This window comes from Jiangella endophytica (genome assembly GCF_003427025.1).
GTDB classification, from domain to species: Bacteria; Actinomycetota; Actinomycetes; order Jiangellales; family Jiangellaceae; genus Jiangella; species Jiangella endophytica.
Map to the genome: position 1 here is coordinate 96,071 of NZ_QVAI01000005.1, position 21,979 is coordinate 118,049.

The window sequence follows — 21,979 nt, forward strand, 5'->3', positions numbered from 1 at the left end:
CCTGTGCCGGGTGACCGCCGCTCAGGCGAACGGCCGGCGACCGGCGCCCCGCGACCTGGCCGCGGCCGCCGTCTGGGCCGCATACAACGACTCCGGGCACAGACCGGGCTGGTTGACGCCCTCGATCCAGCCGGCCGGCTGGACGAACGAACCGACGCCGGTCACGTTGCCTTGGCAGCCGATCGCGTAGTTCTGTGCGGTAGGCGGCTTCTGCACGACCAGCGTCGTCCCGGCGACGTCGCAGTTCCAGGCGACGGAGTGCGCGGTCGTCCAGCCGTGGCCGGTGCCGAAGTCCCCCCGGTTGTGCAGCGTAAGCGTCACCGAGAACACCGGGTCGACCTCCCTGTGCTGGTCGTACAGCATGCCCTGGCTCCACTGCCGGTGCGGCTGGCTCGCGTTGAGGCTTCCCTCGGAGACGCAGCGCTGGAAGACGATGCCGGACACCGTGCTCGTTCCGTTCGAGACGTACGAATGGCGGCCGGCGCGGGCGTGGCAGTCCCGGAACAGGATCAGCTGGGAATTCCGCGCGACGTTGAAGTTGTACCGATCGCCGCCGGTGATCGCCGAGGCGGGATCCAGTGCCCGGCACCTCTCGATCGTCGACCTGGTCGCCTCGATCGTCTCCACGCCGGCGAAGCCGAAGTGGACCATGGTGCAATCACGAACCCAGGCGTTCTCGGCGCCATGGAGCCGGATGGCGACCTTGGCGTGAGCGCCGTTGACGTCCGGATCCGTGTAGATCTCCACATCGACCCGGAGATTCTCTACGCCGACCTCCCGCACGACGCTCGGATCGGCGAGCTGGTAGACGCTGCACTGGCTGAGGCTCCGGTCGAGGTGGTTGAACACCGGCGCATCGAGGCGAACGGTCGTGCCGTCAAGGTCCTCCACGTAGCGGTGGAAGCGGATCGGCAGCAGCCCGACCGACCACGGCGCATCCGTGGCGGTGCCCCCGCCGCCGATCGCGTCGAGCCACGCCTGAGTGCAGGGGTGCTCGACGATGATCTGCGACCCCGGCACCAGCGAGCCCGCGGAGGCGAGGGTGAACGTGTCCTCGGCGACCTGGACGAGGTCGCTGGTGATGTCGATCCGCGATCCGCTGAGCACGTCCTTCCACTCGGCTCCGGGGCCTTTGCCGACCATGACGACCACCCCCCGGGCGGGATCGACGCCGACGGCCCTGAGGATCGTGTTCTCGGCGGGATCGTCACCGTCTCCGCTGCCCCGGAGCACGACGCCGCTGTGCCGCAGCCGGAGCGTGCCGGCGAGCTCGTACACTCCCGGCGCGAGCTGAACCGCGCCGCGGAAACCGTCCGGCCCCACGGGCAGGGCACCCACGGAGTCGATCGCGGCCTGCAGATGCGCGGCGTTGTCGCCTGCCACCGGCTGGACCGTGATGGCCGCCGGAACGTGAGCCGGCTCGGCCGGCCCGCTGCGATAACCCGCCCGGGAGAAGTCAGGTACCCGGTTGCCCTCGGAATCGCGGACGTACGCCAGGGTGCCGCCCGACCTGCTCACGATCGACGACTGCCACATGCCACGCGGCGAGCGCCCGGAGACCGACGCACTGCCGCCGGCCGGGGTCGCGACCGTGACCGCCGCTGCTCCGACCCCGGCGAGGAACGACCTGCGATTGATCATCTGGGCACCTCTTCCTGGACGGTTGCGGCGTGGATTCGCAGCTCAGCCATTCGCCATGGCCTCCTGGTACTCGTCGCGGGCGGCGTTGCCCCCGCGGTTCTTCCAGTTCTCGACGATCTCCGGCCAGGCAGAGACCGGCCGGCGGCCGAGGAGGACCTCACCCACGCCATCGGTGATGAGTTTGGTCAGCTGCGCTCCCTTTGCTACCTGCGTCTCCGAGTACAGGCCAGTGGTCGGGTTATCCTTCAGGAGGCCGATCGCCTGCTCCTGGTAGTCGAACTGCGCCCGCGTGACGTCGGGCTTGCCGGGGTTGTACAGCACCCACGGTCCAGAGCTGATGGACCAGAACGGGACCAGTCGCTGGTTCTCGCCGACTGAGTTGAGGACCGGCTCGGTCCCTTGCCAGGAGAAGGTGGTTCCTTCGATCCCGTACTGCCGCAACAGGTACTCGTTGGTTCCGAATGGCGTGGCCAGCCAGTCCAGCAGCGGGAGGATCTTCTCGACCGGGCTGCCCTTGGCGATCGCGGTGATCGTTCCGGCGACCTGGCCACCGATGATGTCGGGCTGGATTCCCGCGTTCCGCCCGAAGGGCGCCATGCCGCCCATCCGGTAGCCGGGAATGCCCTCGCCCCACATTGGATACTTGCTCCACCCCGAGTACCCAGCCAGCGTCATCGCCACTGTCCCGCTGGTGAACCAGTCGTTGCGCTGGTTGTTGGACGACCCCACGCCGTCCGGGTGGAACACGCCCGCCTCGACCAGCGCCCGGCCGTCGGCGAGCGCCTCCTGGTACTGCGGCGTCTCGATGCTGTGCACCAGCTTGCCGTCGATCGAGTGCCATGGCACGGCGACGCCGTACGTCGAGGCAAGGAAGGCCAGCATCGCCGTCGGCTCCGCGACGGCCCAGCGGCGCGCGCGCTCGTCGGTCATCCCGATCAGCACCGCACGAAACTCGTCGAAGTCCTTGGGCTGCTCGGGCAGGCCGCGGGCGGCCAGCAAGTCGGCCCGAATGTACAGCGTGTTGCCCAGAGGCGAACGAGTGATCGGAACTCCCCAGATCCTGCCGTCCACCATCGCCGACTGCCAGGCCTCGGCAGGCAAGCCGGCCAGACTCGGGTACTTCGTGACGGCGTCGCCCGACAAGTGCTCGCTGAGGTCGCTGAACTTGGCCTTCAGCAACGACGGCAGCTGTTGCACCGAGTTGACCTGGATGCTGACCATGTCCGGCAGGTCACCGCCGGCGATCAGGGTGGCGAACCGCTGCGGATAGTCGGCCGACGGCGTGTAGAGCACGTCGATCTCGCCGCCGGCTGCCTCGTTGATCGCCTGCCACATGACGTTCTTCTCCAGCGGCGGCGCGACTGGGTCGGACGTGTACGTCTGGACCCGCACCAAGTCGCCGTTCAGCGGCGGCTTGGAGTACACCCACTTGCGATCGCTCGGGTAGGTGAGGAAGGCGCCGGAACCCCGCGCGTGCTTGCTGGTGAGGTCCGGTACCGGGCCGGCGCCCGGCTGGTACGTCGGCAGTTCCACCGAGCCGGCGGCAGGGGCGGACGAACTCGGTCCGTTCGAGCACCCCGCGAGGGGTCCTCCCACCAGGGCTACTCCAGCCGTAGCGCCCATGGCTCTGAGGAAGGTGCGCCGAGACAGCGGCGCGTCGAGAAACATCATTGTCTCCTCCGATTCTCAGCGATCCTTGTCTAGCCTTTGACTCCCCCGACCAGCAGTCCTGCCCTGAAGTGCTTTTGCAGGAATGGATAGATCACCAGCACCGGAATGACGGACAGCGCGATGATGGCGGTCTGGATGGCTGTTTGCGGCGGCAGCGCGGTGCTGCCCGCCGATAGTTCGTCGGCGCCGATGGGCGTCTGGTCGACGACGAAGGTCCGGAGCACGAGGGACAGTGGCCACTTCTCCGGGGACTGGATGTAGAGCAATGCCGTGAAGAACGCGTTCCAGTACGCCACTGCGTAGAAGAGTCCGACGACGGCGACCACCGCACGCGACAGCGGCAGGACGATCCGGACCAGCGTGGCGAACTCGCTGGCGCCGTCGATCTTCGCCGCCTCGATCAGCTCGCCCGGCATGTCGAGGAAGAACGATCGCATCACGATGACGTTGAAGGCGTTCACCATCACGGGCAGGATCAGCGCGGCCCACTGGTCGATCAGGCCGAGATGCTGCACCAGGAGATACATCGGGATGATGCCGGGGGTGAAGAAGAGCGTGAACAAGGTGACGCGCAGCATGAGCCCGTGGCCCAGCGATCCCGGCCGCGACAGCCCGTACGCCAGGCCGATCGTCGACAGCAATGACACCGCGGTGCCGACGGCCGTCACTCCGATCGAGACGATCATGGCCTGGGTGACCACCCCACCGGACAGCACCGCCCGGTAGGCATTCAGGGTGGGTTCCGCCGCCCAGAGAACGAACCCTCCGGCCTCGTTGATCTCCTCCTGACCGGCCAGGCTCGTCATGACGACCGACAGGAACGGCAGCAACACGGCAAGGCACGCGACGAGGAGTACGGCCGCACGCAGGACAACCGCCGGCCAGGAGACGGGTCCCATCCAGACGGGACGTTCGGTTCGCCTCATCGCTGATACACCCCGCGCTCGCCGAACACATGAGCGACGCGGTTCGCGGCCAGCACCAGGATGACGCCCACGATGCCTTTGACCAGACCGATCGCCGCCGCGACGCCCCAGTTCTGACCGACGATTCCGTTGTTGTAGACGTAGGTGTCCAGTACCTCGCTCACGGACGTGCCCACCGGGGCCTGCTGCAGCAGGATCTGCTCGAATCCGACACTCAGCGCGTCACCCAGCTTCAGGATCAGCAGCAGGATGATCACGGGCCTGATCGCCGGCAGCGTGACATGCCACAACCGCTGCCAGGGCCCCGCGCGGTCGAGCGCCGCGGCCTCGTACAGATTCGTGTCCACCCGTGAGAGCGCCGCGAGATAGATGATCGCCGACCAGCCCGTGTCCTTCCAGATCACCTGGCTCGTAATCACGGCCTTGAACAGCTCGGGCACCCCCATGATCGTGACCCCTGGGAGACCCGTCGCCGCGAGGATGCTGTTGAACTGACCGGTCGCTCCGAACATGTTCTGGAAGAGCGCCACCACGATCACCCAGGACAGGAAGTGAGGCAGGTAGAGAACCGACTGGACCAGCACCTTCACGCGGTCGTTCATCAAGGAATTGAGGAGCAGCGCCAAGCAGATCGGCAGCGGGAACACGAGAACCACCTGGATGAAGGTGATGACCAGCGTGTTACGCAGGGCGTTCAGGAACTCGGCATCGCCGGAGATGATGATGTCGAAGTTGTCGAAACCGATGAACTGGGAGCCGGCGACGCCGAGATAGGGCTGGAAGTCCTGGAACGCGACGACGTTGCCCAGCAGTGGCACATAGTTGAACAGAACGACTGCCAGGAATCCCGGAGCCGCGAGCCCGATCAGGACCCGGTCCTTCCGCCAGCGGGATCGCCGGTGCCCGGACACTGTCGTCGCGTCATTCGGCCGAGGGGCCGGCGCTCTGGGTTCCACGGAGCGCTTGCGCACCAGCAGGCCCGGCTTCATTGCCGTGATCCCTTGGGCATGGTGCGCACGGCAGTGGCCTGTACGGACTCCACCATGCCGGCGAGCCTCCGCCAGGCCCGGCTGCGCGCTTCGTCCGCACGCGCCCGGGCCGCGCTCGGGTCGGCGCCGACCGAACTGACCCATGTGGCCACCGCCGCGGGCGTCATGAGGTCGTCGATCTCGTGCACCTCGTCCACCAGACCCAGGTCGTGATACATCTGGCCCTTGATCGTGTCGGTGGGCTGCCGGATGTAGATCGCGGGTGTGCCGACCGCCGTCGCCAGCAGCGGCGAGTGGCACTCCATGCTCACCACCGCCGCAGCCCGCTCGTAGACGGCAACCGCCTCGGTCACCGACCAGAACCGCGGGAGGACGTGGATCGAGTCCGCGACATCGGCGGCGAGCGTGTGGTCGAAGAACCGCGCGGAGAGCGCGACGGCGTAGGTCATCTCCGGGACCACGAATGCCGGCCGGCCGGTCTCACGCACCCAGGAGGTGGCGACGTCCGCGAGGAAGGCCATGTCGCGATCCAGATGGAACTGCGTGATGGCCGACTTCCGGTGGTCCTCGGTGTCCAGCGGGCGTTTCCGCCGGTCGTGGTACGGGCTGTACCGCATCCGCGGCACCAGGCACAGGTAGTTTCCCGGTGCCAATCCGTAGGTCGCCAGGATCTCCTCCGCCGCGGCGTCGTCGGCGCTGGTCATCATCACCGTCGCGTCCGGGCCGAACTCGATGATGGGCGCCCCGACTTGCTGGCGCTCGAGGAAGTCCACGGAGAGCGAGTCCCGGCAGTAGATGAACTCCGCCCCCGCCAGCAGTGCCTGGTCCGTCGGACTCAGGATCTGCCCGTCGATCCGGGCCACCATCTCGGCCAGATCGGTGAGCGTCGCCGGGTAGGGCGCGATCGGGTCGAAGGTGACACCGAAGATGCCGTAGGGCTTCTTGGTCCTTCCTCGCCAGGCGAGCAGTGCGTCACGGGCGACCAGCAGCGGGCCCGGGCCATGGACGAGGATGTCGGCACGCTCGAACTCCTCGAGAAGTTGCGGCGACGGGCGGCCGGTCGCGTCGAGCCCGCCGTCGATCACGGTGACGTCCGGAAAGTGCTTCGCGAACATCGCCCGTTCCCGGTCGTCGACCTCGCCCCAGAGCCACAGCCGGATCTCGACGTCGTCACCGAATTCCTGGAACGCGTGGAGGGCGCCGGGGGTGTGCGCCACGTCGCCGATGTTGATGACCTGCCATCCGCAGACCAACAGGAGCCGAAGGGTCACGCCTGTCCTCCAAATTCGATTTCCAGCAGATTAATGGATTTATCAACTCTGTCAAGACGTCATCGCAGCAGCTGACACAACTCGGGCCGGTCCCGGGCGGAGGACGCATCGACTGGGCGCCGCAGTATCATCCGAGGGTGGTGACGATGCGTGAGGTAGCCGCGAAGGCCGGCGTTTCCGTCGCCGTGGTCTCGGCGGTGGTCTCCGGCGGGTCGGGCAACGTGCGCCTCAGCGAGGAGACCAGGCAGCGCGTCCTGCGCACCGTCGAAGCCACCGGCTACCGCCGCAACCACGCGGCGCGCGCCCTGCGCTCCTCGCACGCCGGTGTCATCTCGGTCGTGATCCCGAGGGTGACGAACGCGGTGCTCGCCCGGGCGATGGAAGGGATGCAGCAACTGGCCCAGGACGAGGGTCTCGTCCTGATGCTGACCGATGCGAACTGGATCGTCGCCGACGGGAAGGTCAGCAACCTGATGACCCGGCTCTCGGGGACGGGCATCGTCGACGGCTTCATCGTCCGCACGACCTCCGTGGGCAACGAGGCTGTGGCCGACCTGACCGCACGCGGGGTTCCACTCGTCATCCTGCACGAACCGTTCCCGGGCCACGACCATGTCTGTGTCTGGGTCGACGACGAGCCCGGCGTGCGCGCCGCGGCCGAGCATCTGATCGAGTTGGGCCACGAGCACATCGCGATGATCGGCGGGCCGCGCCACGATATCCCCGATGACGCTGCTCGATCCCGAGGCTTCCGCGCCGCACTGGCAGAGCACGACCTCCCACTTACCTCGCAGAGCATCCTCGCCGTGGGCTACGGCGAAGCGGAGATCGCCGCCGCGATCCGGAAGCTCTTCCAGGCAGCGACGCCGCCCACCGGGATCGTCGTCGACAACGTCGTCGCAGCTCCTGCTGCGATGGCCACCGTGGTCGACCTCGGCCTGCGGGTACCTGACGACGTGTCCGTGATCGCCTACCACGACATCGACGCTGCAGGCCTGACGCGCCCGTCCCTGTCCACCGTCAAGATGCCCGTCGAGGAGGCAGGACGGAAGGGACTCGAGACCCTGTTGCGTCTCATCGCCGGCGAGCCGGCCGAGTCCGTGCTCGTATCGGATCCTCCTCCCGTGGTGATCCAGCGTCAATCGACCGCACCGCCGAGCAGAACGCGGCACCGTCGTCGCACGTGACCTGCGAACAGTGGTGCCATCGCGGATCGCCGATGCCCGCTCAGCTCAGAGCAATGAGGCGTACCCGAACGCGACAAGGCGATCGCGCGAGTCGGCGAGGCAGTCGAAGATGTCGCGACCGTACAGCTCGTCCTGCTCGATCAGCAGGTGCTGGGCGCCGCTGGCCAGCGCCTGATCGATGATCGCGGTGAAGTCGAGGTTGCCCGCTCCGACCTCGGCGAACTGAACGATCGTGGACCAGTGCTCGTTCCAGCGTGCCCGGTCGCCGGCCGACAGGGCGGCGAACGCCTCCGCTGGAGGAATCGAGACCCGGTAGTCCTTCAGGTGCACGAGGTCGACCACGCCCGCATAGTCGGCGAGCACCCGGACCGGGTCCATGCCGCCACGGTGGATCCAGTGGACGTCGAGCTCGAACCGCAGGCTGGGCGCCTCCGTACGAATGATCTCGAGCAGGTGCCGGCCCTCGATCCGGGCGAACTCAATGTGGTGGTTGTGGTAGCAAAGCCCGATGCCTTCGTCCGCCAGTGCCCGCGCCTTCTCCTCGGTCGCGCGGCTGAAGGCGAGGAGGGCGTCGAGCGACTCCAGAGCCTCCATCGGCATCATCCCGATGCGGATCATGTCGGTGCTCAGCGCCCGCGAGTCGGCGACGACCTTGTCGAACTGCTCGATCAACGAATCGTTCGGCCCTCCGGCCGGCCCCATGCGCGCCGACATGGCGGCGACCCGGATCCCGAGCTCGTCGACACCGCGCCGGATGTCGCGCACGGTGTCCGGCGTCAGCGGGATCTGGGAGACCTCGACCGAACGGAAGCCGAGATCGGCCAGGCGCTTCCACACGGGGAAGGCGCCCTGCTCCCGGACCTGCTCGCGCAGCATCATCGCCTGGACGCCGATCGTGGGCGATCCCACGGGCGCCCGGCTGAGTGCGTCACCGCCGGCGGCGCTCATCGGGTCGACCCCGCGTTCAGCGGCTCGAGCTCGGAGTCGAAGGTGATGCTGTTCCCGCTCTCCGCCGCCCGATAGATGGCGCGAGTGAGTGCCAGTGACTCGAGTGCGTCGAGCACGTCGACGCACGGCGTCGTGCCGGTGTCGATCGCCCGGGCCAGATCGTCGTACTGCCGCAGATGGCCGCGAACGTACGCATCGTCGTGCCGGCCGGCAGAGGTGAGCTCGTCCGCCGGCACCAGGGTCGCCGCCTTGTCGTCGGCCTTGGCCGCCGCGACGGCTTCCTGACTGTTGTCGGTCGACCAGTGCACAGAGGCGAGCCGGTCGTCTTCGATCACGGCCGTACCGTGCGTGCCATGGATCTGGATCCGAACCGGTGATCCGGGGAAGGCCGACGTCGTCAGATGCAGCGTCGCCAGGGCTCCGGTGGCGAACTCGACGATGGCGACCGCGGTGTCCTCGACCTCGATTCCGCCGTGGCCGACCAACGCCGTGTAGGCACTGATCCTCCTCGGCCGGCCGACCAGCCATCGGAGCAGGTCGATGGTGTGCACCCCCTGGTTCATCGCGGCGCCGCCACCGTCGAGCCGCCAGGTGCCTCGCCAGCCCGCTTTGTCGTAGTACTCCTGGCTGCGGTACCAGCCCATGGTGGCCGTGGCCGAGGTGACCCGGCCCAGAGCACCGTCCTCGATGAGCTTCTTGACGGCCGCGCTGGCCGGATCGAAGCGGTGCTGGCTGACGACGGCGAGCACCTGGCCCGACCCGGAGCGCGAGCGTGCGTAGTCGACCAGATCGGCGGCCGCGGCCACCGTGACGTCGAGTGGCTTCTCGATGAGGACATGGAGACCCGCTGAAGCCGCCGTCAAGGCCTGCTCGGCGTGGAGTCCGCTCGGCGTGCAGATGACGACGACGTCGGCTTCGCGACTCGCCACCGCGCTCTCGAGGTCGGCGAAGCATGCCGGTGGCGCTCCGGCGGTCTCGCGGTCGGCGATGAACGCCTCGAGAGATGCGGGATCCCCGTCGACGAGCGCGGTGATGTCGAAGCGTGGATGACGTTCGATGACCTTCTGGTGGTGTCTGCCGACGACACCACCGCCGACGATCATCACTCGAAAGGGTTCGTTCCTCATGAAGTCTCCGCTCTGTAGCCCTGATCAGAACAAGCAGGAACCGCTGGAGCGCACGGCGGGCTCGATCGAGTCGGGCCGTTCGGCGCCTGGCACACGCGGTCCTGTCGTCGGCATCGCCACCGGCGCCGCCTCCCGGGTCACACCGGTCCTCCGAACGCGCTATGCTGCGGACATGATTAATGGATTTATCACCGCTGTCAAGCGGATCGCGACTCCCCCACCACGGTCCCGCGGTGTCCCCGGCCCGCGCCCGACACGCTCTGAGGCAAGACGTTGAGCACGTCTCTGCCAGCGGCGATCGCAGTCCAGGTCGGCGCGGAGCATGCGGAGGCGGTCGTGTGGGACGCGATCGCGCAACGACTGCTCTTCGTGGACATTCCGACCGGCCGGCTGTTCAGTCACGATCCGCGAAACGGTCGCACCTCCACGACCGAATTCCAGCATGAGCTGAGCTACGGGCATCCGGCCGTCGGCGGCGGTCTGGTGGTCGCGGTCAGGGAAGGTGTGGCGATGGTGCGCGACGGGTCATTGCGGATGCTCGCCGCGCCGCTGGCCGAGTCTCCGGGGGCGCGGATGAACGACGCCAACGTCGACCCGCGCGGCCGGCTCCTCGTCGGCACCATGGCCTACGACTTCGCCGACGGCGCGGGCAGGTTGTACCGACTGGACACGGACGGGCAGCTGACGACTGTCCTCACCGACGTCACGATCAGCAACGGCATCGACTGGTCTCCGGATGGAGCAACGGCGTATTACGTGGACAGCCCGACCCTCAGGATCGATACCTTCGACTACGACCTCGACGCCGGAGAGCTGTCGAGGCGCCGCGAGTTCGCCACTATCGAGGACGGGGCGGGTCTGCCGGACGGACTCACGGTCGACGCCGAAGGCGGGGTGTGGGTCGCTCTGTACGGCGGCGGGCAAGTGCGCCGCTTTACCGCGGCCGGCGCGTTGGACCTGATCGTCGAGGTTCCCGGCGCGCGCCTGGTCACGTCGTGCTGTTTCGGCGGGCCCGAACTCGATCAGCTCTACATCAGTACCTCGCGGGAGAACCTCACGGCGGAACAACTCCGCTCCCAGCCGGGCGCCGGTCACATCTTCTCCGCCAGGACGGGCCACCGCGGCAGACCGGTGACCCTGTTCGGCGCATCGGCGTCGGGTCCGACCATCCAGGAGGGCGTGTGAACGCGCGTGTCGTCGTCGTCACCGGTGCCGTGGGAGGCATCGGCACGGAGATCACCAAGGCGTTCGAGGAGTTGGGTGACGTCGTCGTGGGGCTCGACATCGCCTCCGGATTCGACGTCACCGACCCCGCCGCCTGCCGACAGGCCACTCGCGAGATCCTCGATCGGCACGGCCGGGTCGACGTGCTCTGCAACAACGCCGGCGTCGGCGCGGCGGGCGATGTGGTGTCGGCCGAGCCGGAGGATTGGCAGCTCGTATTCGCAGTCAACGTACTCGGCGCCGCGCACATGACGGCTGCTGTGCTGCCCAGCATGCGGGCGGCGGGGAGCGGCGCCATCGTCAACACGTGCTCGATCGTCGCGAGTGTCGGCTTCGCCGACCGAGTGGTCTACAGCGCGTCCAAAGGTGCGTTGCTCGCCATGACCCGCGCCATCGCGGCCGACGAGGCGCGACGCGGCATCCGTGTCAACAGTGTCTCCCCGGCGACGGTCGACGGCCCGTGGGTTCGACGCAACGCCGGTCTGAGCAGCGATCCCGAGCAATTCCTGCGATCGATGCGTCGCCGCCAGCCACTGGGTCAGTTGATCTCCGCCGGTGCTGTCGCGCGAGCCGTCACCTATCTAGCCGACCCCGATCTCGAGGTGTCCGGTATCGATCTGCCGGTCGACGGCGGCCTGTCGGGCATCCGGCTCACCGACTGACGCCGGCACGCCAGGACGAGTCCCGCGTGAACGACGGACAAGGATGTGAACGTTGATTCGGCAGCTTCAGGTCAGCTCGGCGGGGTCGGCAGCACTGATCCGGTCCGGATCGCAGCCGGCGCGACTCGGCGCGGAAGAGGTGGTCGTCGCGCCGGAGGCCGTCGGGATCTGCGCCACGGACCTCGAGATACTGGACGGAACGCTGATCTACCTGCGCACCGGCGCTTCGCGTTACCCGGTTGTGCCCGGGCACGAGTGGACCGGCAGGGTCCTCGCAGTCGGCCAGGAGGTCGCAGAAGTCCGGCCGGGTGATCGCGTCGTCGGCGAATGCTCGATCGGCTGCGCGGTGTGCGGCATCTGCAGGGCCGGTGCGTACCACCAGTGTCCGAGCCGGCGTGAGACCGGGATCCTCGGTCTCGACGGTGCTCTCTCGACCGAACTGCGGCTGCCGGCCCGCGCTACGCACGTCATAGCTCCCCACGTCGACCCACTCGATGCAGCGCTGATCGAGCCGCTCGCGGTCGCCTACCGAGCAGTCAGGCGGGCCGGGATCCCGCCCGGGGAATCGGTACTCGTCGTGGGCGCCGGCACGATCGGCGCGCTCGCCATCGCGGTCCTGACGCGATCCCTGAACTGTGACGTCTCCGTGGCGGACAGGCGAGCCGATCGGGTCGAGCGAGCGACCGCCCTCGGCGCGCGTCCGCACGATCCGGGACGCACCTACGTCTGGGTGGTCGAGGCGACCGGATCGGCCGGTGGCCTCGAGCTGGCACACGCCTCGCTGTCACCCGGCGGCACGCTCGTCGTCGTCGGGCTCACCGGGCACGAGACAGTGGCGATGGATGTCGACGCCCTCGTCGTCAATGACCATCGGCTGCTCGGCTCGCTGGGAAGCCCGGGTGTCTGGCCCGACGTGATCTCGCTGGTCGAGTCCGGACGGGTCAGGCCCGGTTCGCTGGTCACCGATGTCTTCACCCTCGACGAGTGGGAGGCGGCGTTCGAGCGTGTACGCGGCGGATCCGCCGGAGGAAAGGTCGTTATCCGGCTCGACTCAGCGCAAGGAGCATGACGTGTCTCACCGTGGAACCGTGGCGATCCTCGACTGCGACTTCGGTCGAGGCGAGATCGAGAGCGAGATCCTGGCCGGCGCCGGCTACGCCTGCCGAATCGCGTCCGCCAACAGCGAGGACGATGCGATGTCGGCTGCGGACGGTGCCGTCGGCCTCCTGACGCAGTACGCACCCGTGACCGCTGCGGTTCTCGACGCAGCGCCGACAGTTCGAGCCGTCGTCCGATACGGGGTGGGACTCGATGTCATCGACCTGCACGCCGCGAAGCGCCGAAGTGTCGCGGTGTCGGGCGTCGCCGACTACTGCACGGACGAGGTGGCCGATCACGCGCTCGCCCTCATCCTCTCGGTCACACGAGACGTGGCTGGCGCGGCCGCGCTCGTTCGAGCCGGAACGTGGCCGCCGCCGGCCGATCTGCGCATACTGGCGACGCTGTCGTCGATGACGGCCGGAGTCGTCGGGTTCGGGCGCATCGGCCGGGCCGTTGCTCAGCGCCTCAGTGCCTTCGGCGCCCGCGTCGTCATCTGTGATGCGCAGATCGATGATCAGGCCATCCGTGCCGCAGGGTACAAGCCGATGTCGCTGGACGACACCTTCCGGGCCTCGAACATCGTGTCCTTGCACCTCCCGGCGACGACGGAGACCTGGCACCTCGTGAACCGCAGCCGCCTGGCCCTTATGCCGCCGGGAGCGGTCGTCGTCAACACCTCCCGGGCCGCGCTGATCGACGAGCCCGCCCTGCAGGAGTCCCTGGTGTCCGGGCATCTCGCTGCGGCAGCCCTGGATGTCGTGGAGACGAACGAGCACAGCAGCATCGCCCACCTCGACCAGGTGATCGTCACTCCACACGTCGCCTACTACAGCCCTGACTCGCTTCGGCAACTGCGGTCGCGTGCGGCATCGACGCTCGTGGACCTCCTCGATGCGAGGCCGAGCGCGAAACAGGCCTAGCTCGACCCATCAGGTACTCGATTCCGGAACGGAGACTGCTGTGCGCAGCGGACATCAGGGGTTCGACCTCGATCCGAGCAAGCGACCAGAGTTCTGGCGTGGTGCGGTGGCGTGGACGATCCACGGCGATCGCTCGCAGCCGTGGCGGTTGCTCCCCGAGGAGGAGCGTTACGCGTACGCCGAACCGTTGTACGACAAGGCTCGCATGGCGGCGGGTGTGCGCCTGTCTGCCGTGATCCATGGAGGCACCCTGGAAATCGAACTGGAGACGGGCGAGGGGCCCTGCGCTCCCGTGGACATCCTGGCGGACGGTGAACTGCTCACTCGACACCCCGTTGCGGGCCCGACCAACGTGATAGCCGATCTGCCGCGGCGCCGATCGGAAGTCGACGTCTGGCTCCCCCATCACGGCACCGTCACCGTCGCCGCGGCCGGCGTGGTCGGTGCGGCCGCAGTCGAGCCGCCTCCCCGAGCCGGGACACGGTGGATCACCTACGGGAGCTCGATCACCCAATGCGCGGCGAGCGACGGCCCCAGTGAGACCTGGCCAGCTCTGGTCGCGCGCGAACTGGGCTGGGATCTGACCTGCATGGGATTCGGGGGCAACTGCCACCTCGACCCCGCGGCGGCCAGGACGATCGAGAGCCTCGACGCCGACGTGATCAGCCTCTGCCTGGGGATCAATATCTACGGAAGAGCCACCTACGGTGCGCGCACACTTCCAGGACAGATCGCCGAACTCCTACGCCGAGTCCGGCTCGCCCATCCAACCGCCGACATCGTCGTCAGCTCGCCGATCCACTCCCCCCGCCGCGAGACATCGCCGAACCCAGTCCAGCTGACGCTCCGCGACATCCGGGAGATGGTCCACACCGTGGGCGGCGATCTTCGTGCGCACGGCGACACCCGACTCCACGTCCTCGACGGCCTCGCCCTCATAGGAGAGCAAGACGCCCACCTCCTCCATGACGGACTCCATCCGGACGCCGACGGATATCGGCAGATGGCGGCGAGAACCGCTCACTACCTGCGCCTGCGCGGACTCGCGGCACGGGATGCCCACGCCGCAACATCCGTGGCCGCGCCCGAACAACGACCCTGATGCCCCCGAACTATCACCGGGAACGCACATGGACGCGCTGGTCTGCCAGATTGACCCCTACGACCCGCTCTCGACGCCCAGAAGCTCAGCGGGCCGCGCCGGCTCAAGCACGAGGGTGGCGCGACCACAACGCTGACGGCGGACGGCCAGGTCGCGGCCCAACGGGCGACGAGCGGTTCGAGTACTCGTCCAATCTCGTCTCGTCCGGCGCCCGGGGCCCCTTCGCATCCCCCGCCCCGCCGATTCTTAGAGCGCTGTCCCGCCATCCCGCAACCGATCAGGAGGAACGTGGATGAACCTCGGCTGCGTGCACGACATCGGGAGGTCGGTGACCGTCACCCACGACGGGGCCGAGCTGGTGCGCTACGTCTACGGGCCAGGCGACCCGCAGCGGGAGGCGCCGCGGCCGTACTTCCACCCGCTGCGGACCCTCACCGGCGAGCTGGTCACCGTCAACCGCCCGCACGACCATGTGTGGCACAAGGGCCTGGCGTGGTCGCTGCCCCACGTGGGTGCGGACAATTTCTGGGGCGGTGGCACCTACGTGCGCGACGAGCAGCGCTACGTCCAGTTCCCGAACAACGGGGCGATGCGGCACCGGCGGTTCAGCACGCTGGACTCCCAGCCCGGCGGGGTGACGTGGCGGCACGACCTCGCCTGGATCACCGAGCCCGGCCGGCACATCGTCGACGAGGACAGGGATGTCACCGTCGCCACGCGGCTCGGCCAGGACGCCTGGACGCTGCGGTTCGGCACCGCCATGACCAACCGCACAAACGCCACAATCCTGCTTGGCAGCCCCACCACCGCCGGACGCGAGAACGCCGGCTACGGCGGACTGTTCTGGCGCGGCCCGCGCGCATTCACCGGCGGGACTGTGCTGGCGCCCGGCGTCGCCGGTCGCGACGACCTGCGCGGGCAGCGGGCGCCATGGATGGGATTCACCGGGCCGCACGACGAGACCGGCGGCGCGTCCACCATCGTCATCGTCGACCACGCGGACAACCCGGCGCACCCGCCGCAGTGGTTCGTGCGCACCGAGGCGTTCGCGGCGCTCTGCCCGGCGCCGTTCTTCAGCGAGGAACTGCCGTTCGAACCTGGCGCCACGCTGCGTTTCGCCTACACCGTTGTTGTCGCCGACGGCGCGAGCGACCCGGACCGCGCGGCGGCACTGGCCGCCTTGGCACAGCCTGCTGGCAACCGCCTCGAGGAGGTGGGCCGATGACGGCGCCGCGGTCCGGCTTTCCCGGCGGGACGGCGGTCAGCCACCTCACCGTCTACGACTGGCCGACGCCCGACGGGCTGGCCGGCGGCTCGCCACACCTGCACACCGCGTCCGGCGAGGGCTACGTCGTCGTCGGCGGCAGCGGCCGCCTGCAGACCCTCAGCGCCGCCGGGGCCTCGGAGCATCCACTGGCCGCCGGGACCGTCCTGTGGTTCACGCCGGGCACGGTGCACCGGCTGGTCAACGACGGCGGGCTGGAAATCGTCGTCGTCATGCAGAACGCCGGGCTGCCCGAGGCCGGCGACGCGGTCTTCACCTTCCCCGACGACGTGCTAGCCGACCCGGAGCGCTATGCCGCGGCCGCCGCGCTGCCCCGCAGCGACGCCGACGAGGACGGCGTCGAGACCGCGGTCCGGCGCCGCCGCGACCTCGCACTGGAGGGGTTCGCGCACCTGCGCGACCGGGTCGCCGCGGAAGGGCCGGCCGCCCTAGACCGGCTGCACGAGCGGGCCGGCGCGTTGGTTGCCGCAAAGGTGCCTGGCTGGCGTCGCACCTGGGAGCAGACTGTCCGGACCGGCGTCGACGATACCGAACGGGTCCTCGCGAACCTAGCCGGAGGCGACGCCGGCCACCTGCGTACGGCGTCGGTCCACGTCGGCGAGCGGCGGGAGCGGACCTACCGGTACGGCATGTGCGGCCTGCTGCGCACCTGGGACGTCGCGGCCCAGTCCCCTGTTGCCTTGTCGGACTCCCTCGCTGTCCGGACCTCCGGCCGACGCCATTAGATTCCCCTCACAGCGTGGATGAGTGACTCTGCGGGCGCGGCGGCAGCTACCACCCCGGCCTCCGGTCCCCGTTAGCCATGCTCAGCAGCACGTCGGTGTGGCATGGCCTGTCGAGTGGGCACCAGCAGGCGAGGTCGCGGCCGCCGAGTCCGCGGTGGGCGGCTCCTGCCCAGGCAGGCCGGGTCACCGTTGGCCTTGACGAAGACCGCGACTGCTCCAGCCCGGTCGGCGACGACCTCGTCGGTGAATGGTCGACGTCACCGACTCGGAACGGGTTGCCCCAGGCAGTCGGGCGAGCGACGACCATAGCGTCGGGGTGCTCGGTGCGCCAGGGCCGCTAAGGCTTACCTAGACCCGCCGCGGCTCGCGGGTCGCAGCTTCGACCTCGCCGAACAGGTCGAGCTGCAGCGGCGCTCCCGCGACTACCGTGTCGGTTGAAGTCGCTGTAGAGCCACCCGACATCGGCCCGGAGTGGCACACTCCACTCGCGGTTCGCCCACTCGGCGAAGTCGGCGAGGTCGTCGATCGCCTCGCTGTCCAGCTCGGACACGGGGAGGTGGCCGCGTTGCTCGGCGAGGCGCTCGTCGCTGTAGGCGATGATCTCGACCTGCAGGGCGTCCTCGGTGTTGGTCTCGACGCCGCCGGGCTCGTTGCGCAGCGCCCGCGAGGACCGGTTGCACGGGAAGTGCTGGCGCCACTGGTGGATCAGCGCGTGGTAGGTCAGCGTCGGAGCAGAGGCGCCGCCGCCGTAGCCGGGCCACCCACCGGTCTCCGTGGTGTGCCAGACCACCTTGTCCGGGTCGACGAGCGAGCCCGTATACGCGTTGCCGAACCACTGAGCGGTGCGGTTCGCCCGCGGGTAGTACAGCGCGTTGGCCATGCCATAAGCGTACAAGCTACGAAGTGCTATGCCGAGCTATAGCGCGGTCGCGCAGTAACACTCTTGGTCCGACAGGCGCACAAACAAAAACGGCCTCTCACGAGGAGAGGCCGTTGGGCCAACAGCCTTTCGGCCGTGGCGAGGTACCTGGAGTGTATGACGTTTCAGCGTCAGATGTCTAGCGTTCAGTGCGTAGTGGATCTACAGTTTTAGCCACTCTGGCGGGGAGCATACGGGCGAGAGGCTCACATCTTGGACAAGCTCATCATGTACGTCGACGGCTTCAACCTCTATTACGGCCTGCACGACGCCGCCCGGTGCCGCCTTCTCTGGCTTGACCTCGTCGCACTCGCCCGGTCCTTGCGCCCGCGCAGCCAGTTGGCGGCCGTGAAGTACTTCACGGCGCCTGTCCTGGGTGAGCCTCAAGCCGCATCTCGTCAGGGCATGTACCAGTCTGCGCTCCTCGCTCAGAACGGCGACAAGATCGCCATCATCCAAGGGCGCCACCAGAGCGACACCGTGACTTGCCGTGGATGCGGCAAGAGTTGGACCAAGTACGAAGAGAAGGAGACCGACGTCAACATCGCGTCCACGCTCGTGTTGGACGCCGCCAAGGGCAACATGACCTCAGCTCTGATCTTGAGCGCCGACAGCGACTTGGTGCCAGGCATTAAGGCCGCTCGCGAGCTGGCCCCGCGCAGCTTCTTCGCCGCGGCGTTCCCGCCGAAGCGTCACTCCGACGAGTTGAAGAAGCTCATGTCCGCGTCGTTCCACATCAACTTGCCGAGAATCAGGGCCGCGCAGCTGCCTGATGTCGTGAAAGACCCTGATAACGGCCGCGAGTACAAGAGGCCGAGGAAGTGGACCATGTAGGTGCCGGCCGGTTCCAAGCCGCCGGGGCACGCGTCTACTCCTCCTCGTCGGCAGGAGTCTGGTCGTCGACGGCGCGTGGCCCAGTCAGGTCGATCACCTCGAAGTCCTCGGGCTCGAGCTCGTCAGCCCACTTCTCGAATCGCTCAGCGGCGGCCTGGATCTCCTCGTCCGTGTGCCGCTTCCCGTCACCGCTCATACGACCCAGTGTTGCGCGCTATCGGTACCTGCGCGAGAGCAAATGGGGCGGGTTGATCGCCGCCGGGCCGGAGGGGGCCGCTCACGCGTCGGGGTGGTCGATGGGGAGGCGGTCGGCGTACGCCTTGAGCGACTTCACGACGACCATCCGCCGGTAGCCCTGGTAGACCGACGCGATCTTCTGCTCTTTCACCAACTGGTGCGCGAAGGCGTACGTGCGGCCCAAGTAGACGGCGGCGTCCTTGATGGCGCAGAACCTCTGGCGCTCAAGCTCCTCGAGGGTCATGCCGCGGGGCTCTCGTGGCGGTGTCATCAACACGCCATTCTGTCCGGGGTGGTGCGTACGGTGCGGACTCCACCAACCCGAGGGGGGAACCGCGTGGCAGAGCTCTGGGCGTTCCAGGCGAACGAGATCGAGTACTTCGAGGACGACATCGACTTCAAGCAGGACGAGCTCGTGGAGAGCAAGGTGGACGTCGAGCTGCCGTCAGGCGAGATACACAGGTACCGGGGCGTGAACGGTGGCGGGACGGTCGGCTACACCGTCGGCGACAGCGGCACGCTCATCATCAAGGCGATCAGCCGGGCACAGGCGGTCTACGGTCCTGCTGGCTGGATCAGGGTGACGGGCGACTCGGTCCAGGCCGGTCCGCCGGGATCTGGCCGCCGATACCTTCCGACGCGCTGACAATGGTGGTGCCCCGGCCGTTTCGGGCGGCCGGGGCACCATGATGTTCTGGCCAAGAAGCTCGTGGTCAGACCTGGAGCTTCTTGGCGTGCGCCTCGCGCACCATCACCATGACGCGGCCGGCGTGCTTCATGCACAGCAGGATCTCGCCGTCGGGGTCTAGGGCCTCGCCGGTGCACTGCTCGCCGTTGAGGCGCATGTACCGGCACTGGATGAACGCTGCGGCCATCAGCGCACCGCCTCGAGAATCCCCAGCGCCGCGATCACGGCGCCGATGCCGCACGCCGCGCCGACCCAAAGACCGAGCAGGTAGTCGTCGGGGCGGCGCTTGGTGGGGACGAGCACCTTCGTGGGCGTGGTGCCCATCGGGGTCGTGTCGACGGGCGGCGTCACGCCGGCCCGCCCCTCGAGCGCGGTCACCCGGCGGTCGAGGGCGACGATCAGCTCGGCCTGGTCCTTCTGGCCGGCGTCGAGGTCGTGGATGTCGTCGATGTGACGGTCGACCGTCATGCCGAGGCTGCCCCACGGAGTGAGCGTGACACCGTCGGGCTCCAACCAGGACGCGGGCAGCTCGTCGGACAGCTGGGCCGGGGTCGGCTTGGTGGGTTCAGTCATGCTGAAGTCGTCTCCTAGATGGTCTTGACGACATCGCCCAGGGCGGACATGTCGCGGGGCTTGAGTTCTTCGATGGCGGCGACGGGCTCCGCGCCGGGCCACGGTGCGAGGGTCTGCGCCCAGATGCCGTCACCGGCGGCCTGGACCTCGTCCATGTCGCGCAGTAAGACGTCGGTCGGCGGGTCTGGCACGAGTTGCCCATCGGCGATGGCGCGCAGCGTCTCGTCGCGCCACTCCACGTAGGCGCGCCACTTCTCGGCGTCCTCGGGGATCGGGTAGCCGGAGCCGTCGACGAGCTCAGGTGGTGCGGCCGGCAGGGGGATCCGCGCCCGCCTGGTGCGTCGCAGCAGGGTGACGAAGTCGACGATGTCGGCGGGCATGAGCCAGGCACGCGACTTGCGGTAGTGGCCGAGGACGGCGGCCTTGGCGTCGTCGAGCCGGATGTCCGTGAGTACGGCCTCCCACGCGGCGATGTCGGCCTCACCGACCGTGCGACGGTCGAAGCTCTGGACCATCGCAAGGATGGTCGCGGTCTCGGACTTGTTCACTGTCCCTCCTGGGCGTACCTCGCGGCGAGCGCGAGGGTGTCGCTGACGCGCTGGTCGGTGGTGCTTGGGCGGCCGCGGGTGGGGCCCGGCGCGCCGGCCTGCTGGACGAAGCTGTGGAGCGTCGACGGGTGCGGGCGCTTCTCGTCCCACAACTGGAGGCCGCGACGGACGCGGTCGTACGGGATGCCCTCGGCGAGGAGGTTGCCGACGTTCTTGGCGATCTGGCCCTTGGTCCGACTGTCGGGCTTGTCGTCGACGCTGCGGTGGTCGATCCATTCGGCGATGAGGTCCCGGGCAGTCGGTTCGGACTCGACGATCTCGGCGTCGACGACGTCGGCCGGGAGCGCCAGCTCCGAACCGGACGGTTCCTTGGACGGTTCTATGGACGGTTCCAAGGACGGTTCTTCCTTATATGGGGCGTCGTTCGCTGCGGGGTCGGCTGTCGTTTGCTGCGGGGTCAGGGCGTCGTTTGCTGCGGGGTCCGACGTCGTTTCCTGCGGGGGCGCAGAATCTGCGGGGGGCACATCCTGCGGGGTCGAGGGCGCAGCTTCCGCGGGGTCCATGACGACGCGATAGCGGTTGTGGCGGTACGGCCCGGTGCCGTACTCGACCACCAGCTCGCCGATCTCCACGAGCCTCTTGATGGCGCCCTGGACGGCTCGCTCGGACATGCCGGCCTTCTGGCGGAGCTCGGCGATGCTGGGCCAGGCGTTGCCGCCGTCGGCGCTCGCGCAGTCCGCGATGGAGAGCAGCACCAGCCGCTCGCCCATACGGCTGCGGGAGTGCTGGAGCACCCAGGACATGACCTTGATGCTCACGACCTGGTGACCCGCGTCTGCTGCTCGATGTACGCCAGCAGGTCATCGCTGCGAATCCGGAGCTTGGACCGCCGCGAGCCCGGTCGCGAGATGTCAACGGCGCGCAGCACGCCGTCGGCGACCAGCCGATAGACCGAGTTCTCGGAGCAGCCGAGGACGTCGGTGCCGGCGGCCTTGGGCGTGTACAGCCGGATGGTCGTCATCGGACCGTCACCGCCTCGCCGTCGGCCACGAGCTCGAACACATCCTCGTGCCGCCAGTGCCGCGGGAGCTGGCACAGGATGGCCGCCATCAGCCGCTCCCCAGGCGCTGTCTGGCCGGTGACGGCCCTCGACAGCGTCGTGTTGCTCACGCCGAGCGCGGTGGAGGCCGCGTAGTAGCTCGGCCACCCCATCTCCTCGGCGATGCGTTCCCAGGCACCAGCGCGGAACCGGAAGTGGACCGCCGTCTGCGTCTGGCGCAAGGTGTGCTCTGCGCTCATGCAGACCAGTAGACCATGCGCCGATGCAGATCACAAACTGGCAGATCCTGCATGAGTGCACGAACACTCATCTGCCTCCTGCCTCGATAGATATCGCATTGC

Annotated in this window: 27 protein-coding genes; 10 read left to right on the forward strand and 17 right to left on the reverse strand. The window is 68.4% G+C overall.

The window, feature by feature from the left end; translation table 11 throughout:
• Positions 1-21 precede the first annotated feature (21 nt).
• The 5 genes from DZA62_RS12240 to DZA62_RS12260 form a co-directional block, all read right to left on the reverse strand.
• On the reverse strand, positions 22-1,641 hold the full coding sequence (locus tag DZA62_RS12240) for a right-handed parallel beta-helix repeat-containing protein (protein WP_116949190.1): 1,620 nt from the start codon (positions 1,639-1,641) through the stop codon (positions 22-24).
• 42 nt (positions 1,642-1,683) lie between these two features.
• Positions 1,684-3,174 carry an extracellular solute-binding protein gene (locus tag DZA62_RS12245; RefSeq protein ID WP_157987618.1) on the reverse strand — a complete coding sequence of 497 codons (1,491 nt, stop codon included), beginning with the start codon at positions 3,172-3,174 and terminating at the stop codon, positions 1,684-1,686.
• A gap of 167 nt (positions 3,175-3,341) precedes the next feature.
• On the reverse strand, positions 3,342-4,145 hold the full coding sequence (locus tag DZA62_RS12250; RefSeq protein ID WP_198663683.1) for a carbohydrate ABC transporter permease: 804 nt from the start codon (positions 4,143-4,145) through the stop codon (positions 3,342-3,344).
• Positions 4,146-4,234: 89 nt separating this feature from the next.
• The gene (locus DZA62_RS12255) at positions 4,235-5,227 is read right to left on the reverse strand and encodes an ABC transporter permease (protein WP_116949193.1); all 993 of its coding nucleotides are present in this window, start codon (positions 5,225-5,227) and stop codon (positions 4,235-4,237) included.
• Entirely contained in the window at positions 5,224-6,498 is a 1,275-nt protein-coding gene (locus DZA62_RS12260) for a polysaccharide pyruvyl transferase family protein (protein ID WP_157987619.1), read from the reverse strand. Before DZA62_RS12260 ends, DZA62_RS12255 begins: the two co-directional genes overlap by 4 nt.
• A 146-nt stretch (positions 6,499-6,644) precedes the next feature.
• Between DZA62_RS12260 and DZA62_RS12265 the strand changes: the two genes are divergently transcribed.
• Complete coding sequence (locus tag DZA62_RS12265; protein WP_232827428.1) at positions 6,645-7,685, forward strand: LacI family DNA-binding transcriptional regulator; 1,041 nt, start codon at positions 6,645-6,647, stop codon at positions 7,683-7,685.
• A gap of 45 nt (positions 7,686-7,730) precedes the next feature.
• Here the strand turns inward: DZA62_RS12265 and DZA62_RS12270 are convergent, their stop codons facing one another.
• Together DZA62_RS12270 and DZA62_RS12275 are read right to left on the reverse strand one after the other, a co-directional pair.
• Positions 7,731-8,633 (reverse strand): sugar phosphate isomerase/epimerase family protein, encoded by a 903-nt coding sequence (locus DZA62_RS12270; RefSeq protein WP_116949196.1) that lies wholly within the window; start codon positions 8,631-8,633, stop codon positions 7,731-7,733.
• A complete protein-coding gene (locus tag DZA62_RS12275; RefSeq protein WP_116949197.1) occupies positions 8,630-9,760 on the reverse strand; it encodes a Gfo/Idh/MocA family protein in 1,131 nt (376 codons plus the stop codon). The genes DZA62_RS12270 and DZA62_RS12275 overlap by 4 nt, the downstream gene beginning before the upstream one ends.
• A 336-nt stretch (positions 9,761-10,096) precedes the next feature.
• Between DZA62_RS12275 and DZA62_RS12280 the strand changes: the two genes are divergently transcribed.
• From DZA62_RS12280 to DZA62_RS12310, 7 genes are all read left to right on the forward strand, one after another.
• Positions 10,097-10,945 carry an SMP-30/gluconolactonase/LRE family protein gene (locus DZA62_RS12280; RefSeq protein WP_198663684.1) on the forward strand — a complete coding sequence of 283 codons (849 nt, stop codon included), beginning with the start codon at positions 10,097-10,099 and terminating at the stop codon, positions 10,943-10,945.
• Complete coding sequence (locus DZA62_RS12285; RefSeq protein WP_269813871.1) at positions 10,942-11,646, forward strand: SDR family NAD(P)-dependent oxidoreductase; 705 nt, start codon at positions 10,942-10,944, stop codon at positions 11,644-11,646. The genes DZA62_RS12280 and DZA62_RS12285 overlap by 4 nt, the downstream gene beginning before the upstream one ends.
• A 139-nt stretch (positions 11,647-11,785) precedes the next feature.
• Positions 11,786-12,715 carry a zinc-dependent alcohol dehydrogenase gene (locus tag DZA62_RS12290; protein ID WP_198663685.1) on the forward strand — a complete coding sequence of 310 codons (930 nt, stop codon included), beginning with the start codon at positions 11,786-11,788 and terminating at the stop codon, positions 12,713-12,715.
• A gap of 19 nt (positions 12,716-12,734) precedes the next feature.
• The gene (locus DZA62_RS12295; protein WP_157987622.1) at positions 12,735-13,667 is read left to right on the forward strand and encodes a C-terminal binding protein; all 933 of its coding nucleotides are present in this window, start codon (positions 12,735-12,737) and stop codon (positions 13,665-13,667) included.
• Positions 13,668-13,707: 40 nt separating this feature from the next.
• Positions 13,708-14,769, forward strand: a complete 1,062-nt coding sequence (locus DZA62_RS12300; protein ID WP_157987623.1) for a GDSL-type esterase/lipase family protein — start codon at positions 13,708-13,710, stop codon at positions 14,767-14,769.
• Between the two features lie 292 nt (positions 14,770-15,061).
• On the forward strand, positions 15,062-15,994 hold the full coding sequence (locus DZA62_RS12305) for a DUF6807 domain-containing protein (protein WP_116949202.1): 933 nt from the start codon (positions 15,062-15,064) through the stop codon (positions 15,992-15,994).
• Positions 15,991-16,779 carry a cupin domain-containing protein gene (locus tag DZA62_RS12310; RefSeq protein WP_116949203.1) on the forward strand — a complete coding sequence of 263 codons (789 nt, stop codon included), beginning with the start codon at positions 15,991-15,993 and terminating at the stop codon, positions 16,777-16,779. Before DZA62_RS12305 ends, DZA62_RS12310 begins: the two co-directional genes overlap by 4 nt.
• Before the next feature lie 46 nt (positions 16,780-16,825).
• Here DZA62_RS12310 and DZA62_RS37560 read toward each other — a convergent pair whose 3' ends face one another.
• Together DZA62_RS37560 and DZA62_RS12320 are read right to left on the reverse strand one after the other, a co-directional pair.
• Complete coding sequence (locus tag DZA62_RS37560; protein WP_116949204.1) at positions 16,826-17,086, reverse strand: DUF4326 domain-containing protein; 261 nt, start codon at positions 17,084-17,086, stop codon at positions 16,826-16,828.
• A gap of 30 nt (positions 17,087-17,116) precedes the next feature.
• Positions 17,117-17,659 (reverse strand): hypothetical protein, encoded by a 543-nt coding sequence (locus DZA62_RS12320; protein ID WP_116949205.1) that lies wholly within the window; start codon positions 17,657-17,659, stop codon positions 17,117-17,119.
• Positions 17,660-17,911: 252 nt separating this feature from the next.
• Here DZA62_RS12320 and DZA62_RS12325 point away from each other — a divergent pair, with 252 nt between their 5' ends.
• Complete coding sequence (locus DZA62_RS12325; protein WP_116949206.1) at positions 17,912-18,532, forward strand: NYN domain-containing protein; 621 nt, start codon at positions 17,912-17,914, stop codon at positions 18,530-18,532.
• Positions 18,533-18,566: 34 nt separating this feature from the next.
• Here the strand turns inward: DZA62_RS12325 and DZA62_RS35675 are convergent, their stop codons facing one another.
• Positions 18,567-18,728: a hypothetical protein gene (locus DZA62_RS35675; RefSeq protein WP_157987624.1), complete on the reverse strand. Its 162-nt coding sequence runs from the start codon at positions 18,726-18,728 to the stop codon at positions 18,567-18,569.
• An 81-nt stretch (positions 18,729-18,809) separates the two neighbouring features.
• Entirely contained in the window at positions 18,810-19,013 is a 204-nt protein-coding gene (locus tag DZA62_RS12330) for a hypothetical protein (protein ID WP_116949207.1), read from the reverse strand.
• 93 nt (positions 19,014-19,106) lie between these two features.
• Here DZA62_RS12330 and DZA62_RS12335 point away from each other — a divergent pair, with 93 nt between their 5' ends.
• Positions 19,107-19,415, forward strand: coding sequence for a hypothetical protein (locus DZA62_RS12335; protein WP_116949208.1), 309 nt, complete (start codon positions 19,107-19,109; stop codon positions 19,413-19,415).
• 67 nt (positions 19,416-19,482) lie between these two features.
• Here DZA62_RS12335 and DZA62_RS35680 read toward each other — a convergent pair whose 3' ends face one another.
• Genes DZA62_RS35680 through DZA62_RS12360 form a run of 6 tightly spaced genes read right to left on the reverse strand, consistent with a single transcriptional unit; the run spans position 19,483 to position 21,877 of the window.
• Positions 19,483-19,644 (reverse strand): hypothetical protein, encoded by a 162-nt coding sequence (locus tag DZA62_RS35680; protein WP_157987625.1) that lies wholly within the window; start codon positions 19,642-19,644, stop codon positions 19,483-19,485.
• Positions 19,644-20,030: a hypothetical protein gene (locus tag DZA62_RS12340; RefSeq protein ID WP_116949209.1), complete on the reverse strand. Its 387-nt coding sequence runs from the start codon at positions 20,028-20,030 to the stop codon at positions 19,644-19,646. The genes DZA62_RS35680 and DZA62_RS12340 overlap by 1 nt, the downstream gene beginning before the upstream one ends.
• Before the next feature lie 14 nt (positions 20,031-20,044).
• Positions 20,045-20,578 carry a hypothetical protein gene (locus DZA62_RS12345; RefSeq protein ID WP_116949210.1) on the reverse strand — a complete coding sequence of 178 codons (534 nt, stop codon included), beginning with the start codon at positions 20,576-20,578 and terminating at the stop codon, positions 20,045-20,047.
• A complete protein-coding gene (locus DZA62_RS12350; RefSeq protein ID WP_116949211.1) occupies positions 20,575-21,396 on the reverse strand; it encodes a helix-turn-helix domain-containing protein in 822 nt (273 codons plus the stop codon). Before DZA62_RS12350 ends, DZA62_RS12345 begins: the two co-directional genes overlap by 4 nt.
• Positions 21,393-21,599 (reverse strand): helix-turn-helix domain-containing protein, encoded by a 207-nt coding sequence (locus DZA62_RS12355; RefSeq protein ID WP_116949212.1) that lies wholly within the window; start codon positions 21,597-21,599, stop codon positions 21,393-21,395. Before DZA62_RS12355 ends, DZA62_RS12350 begins: the two co-directional genes overlap by 4 nt.
• Entirely contained in the window at positions 21,596-21,877 is a 282-nt protein-coding gene (locus DZA62_RS12360; protein WP_116949213.1) for a hypothetical protein, read from the reverse strand. The genes DZA62_RS12355 and DZA62_RS12360 overlap by 4 nt, the downstream gene beginning before the upstream one ends.
• Positions 21,878-21,979: the final 102 nt, after the last annotated feature.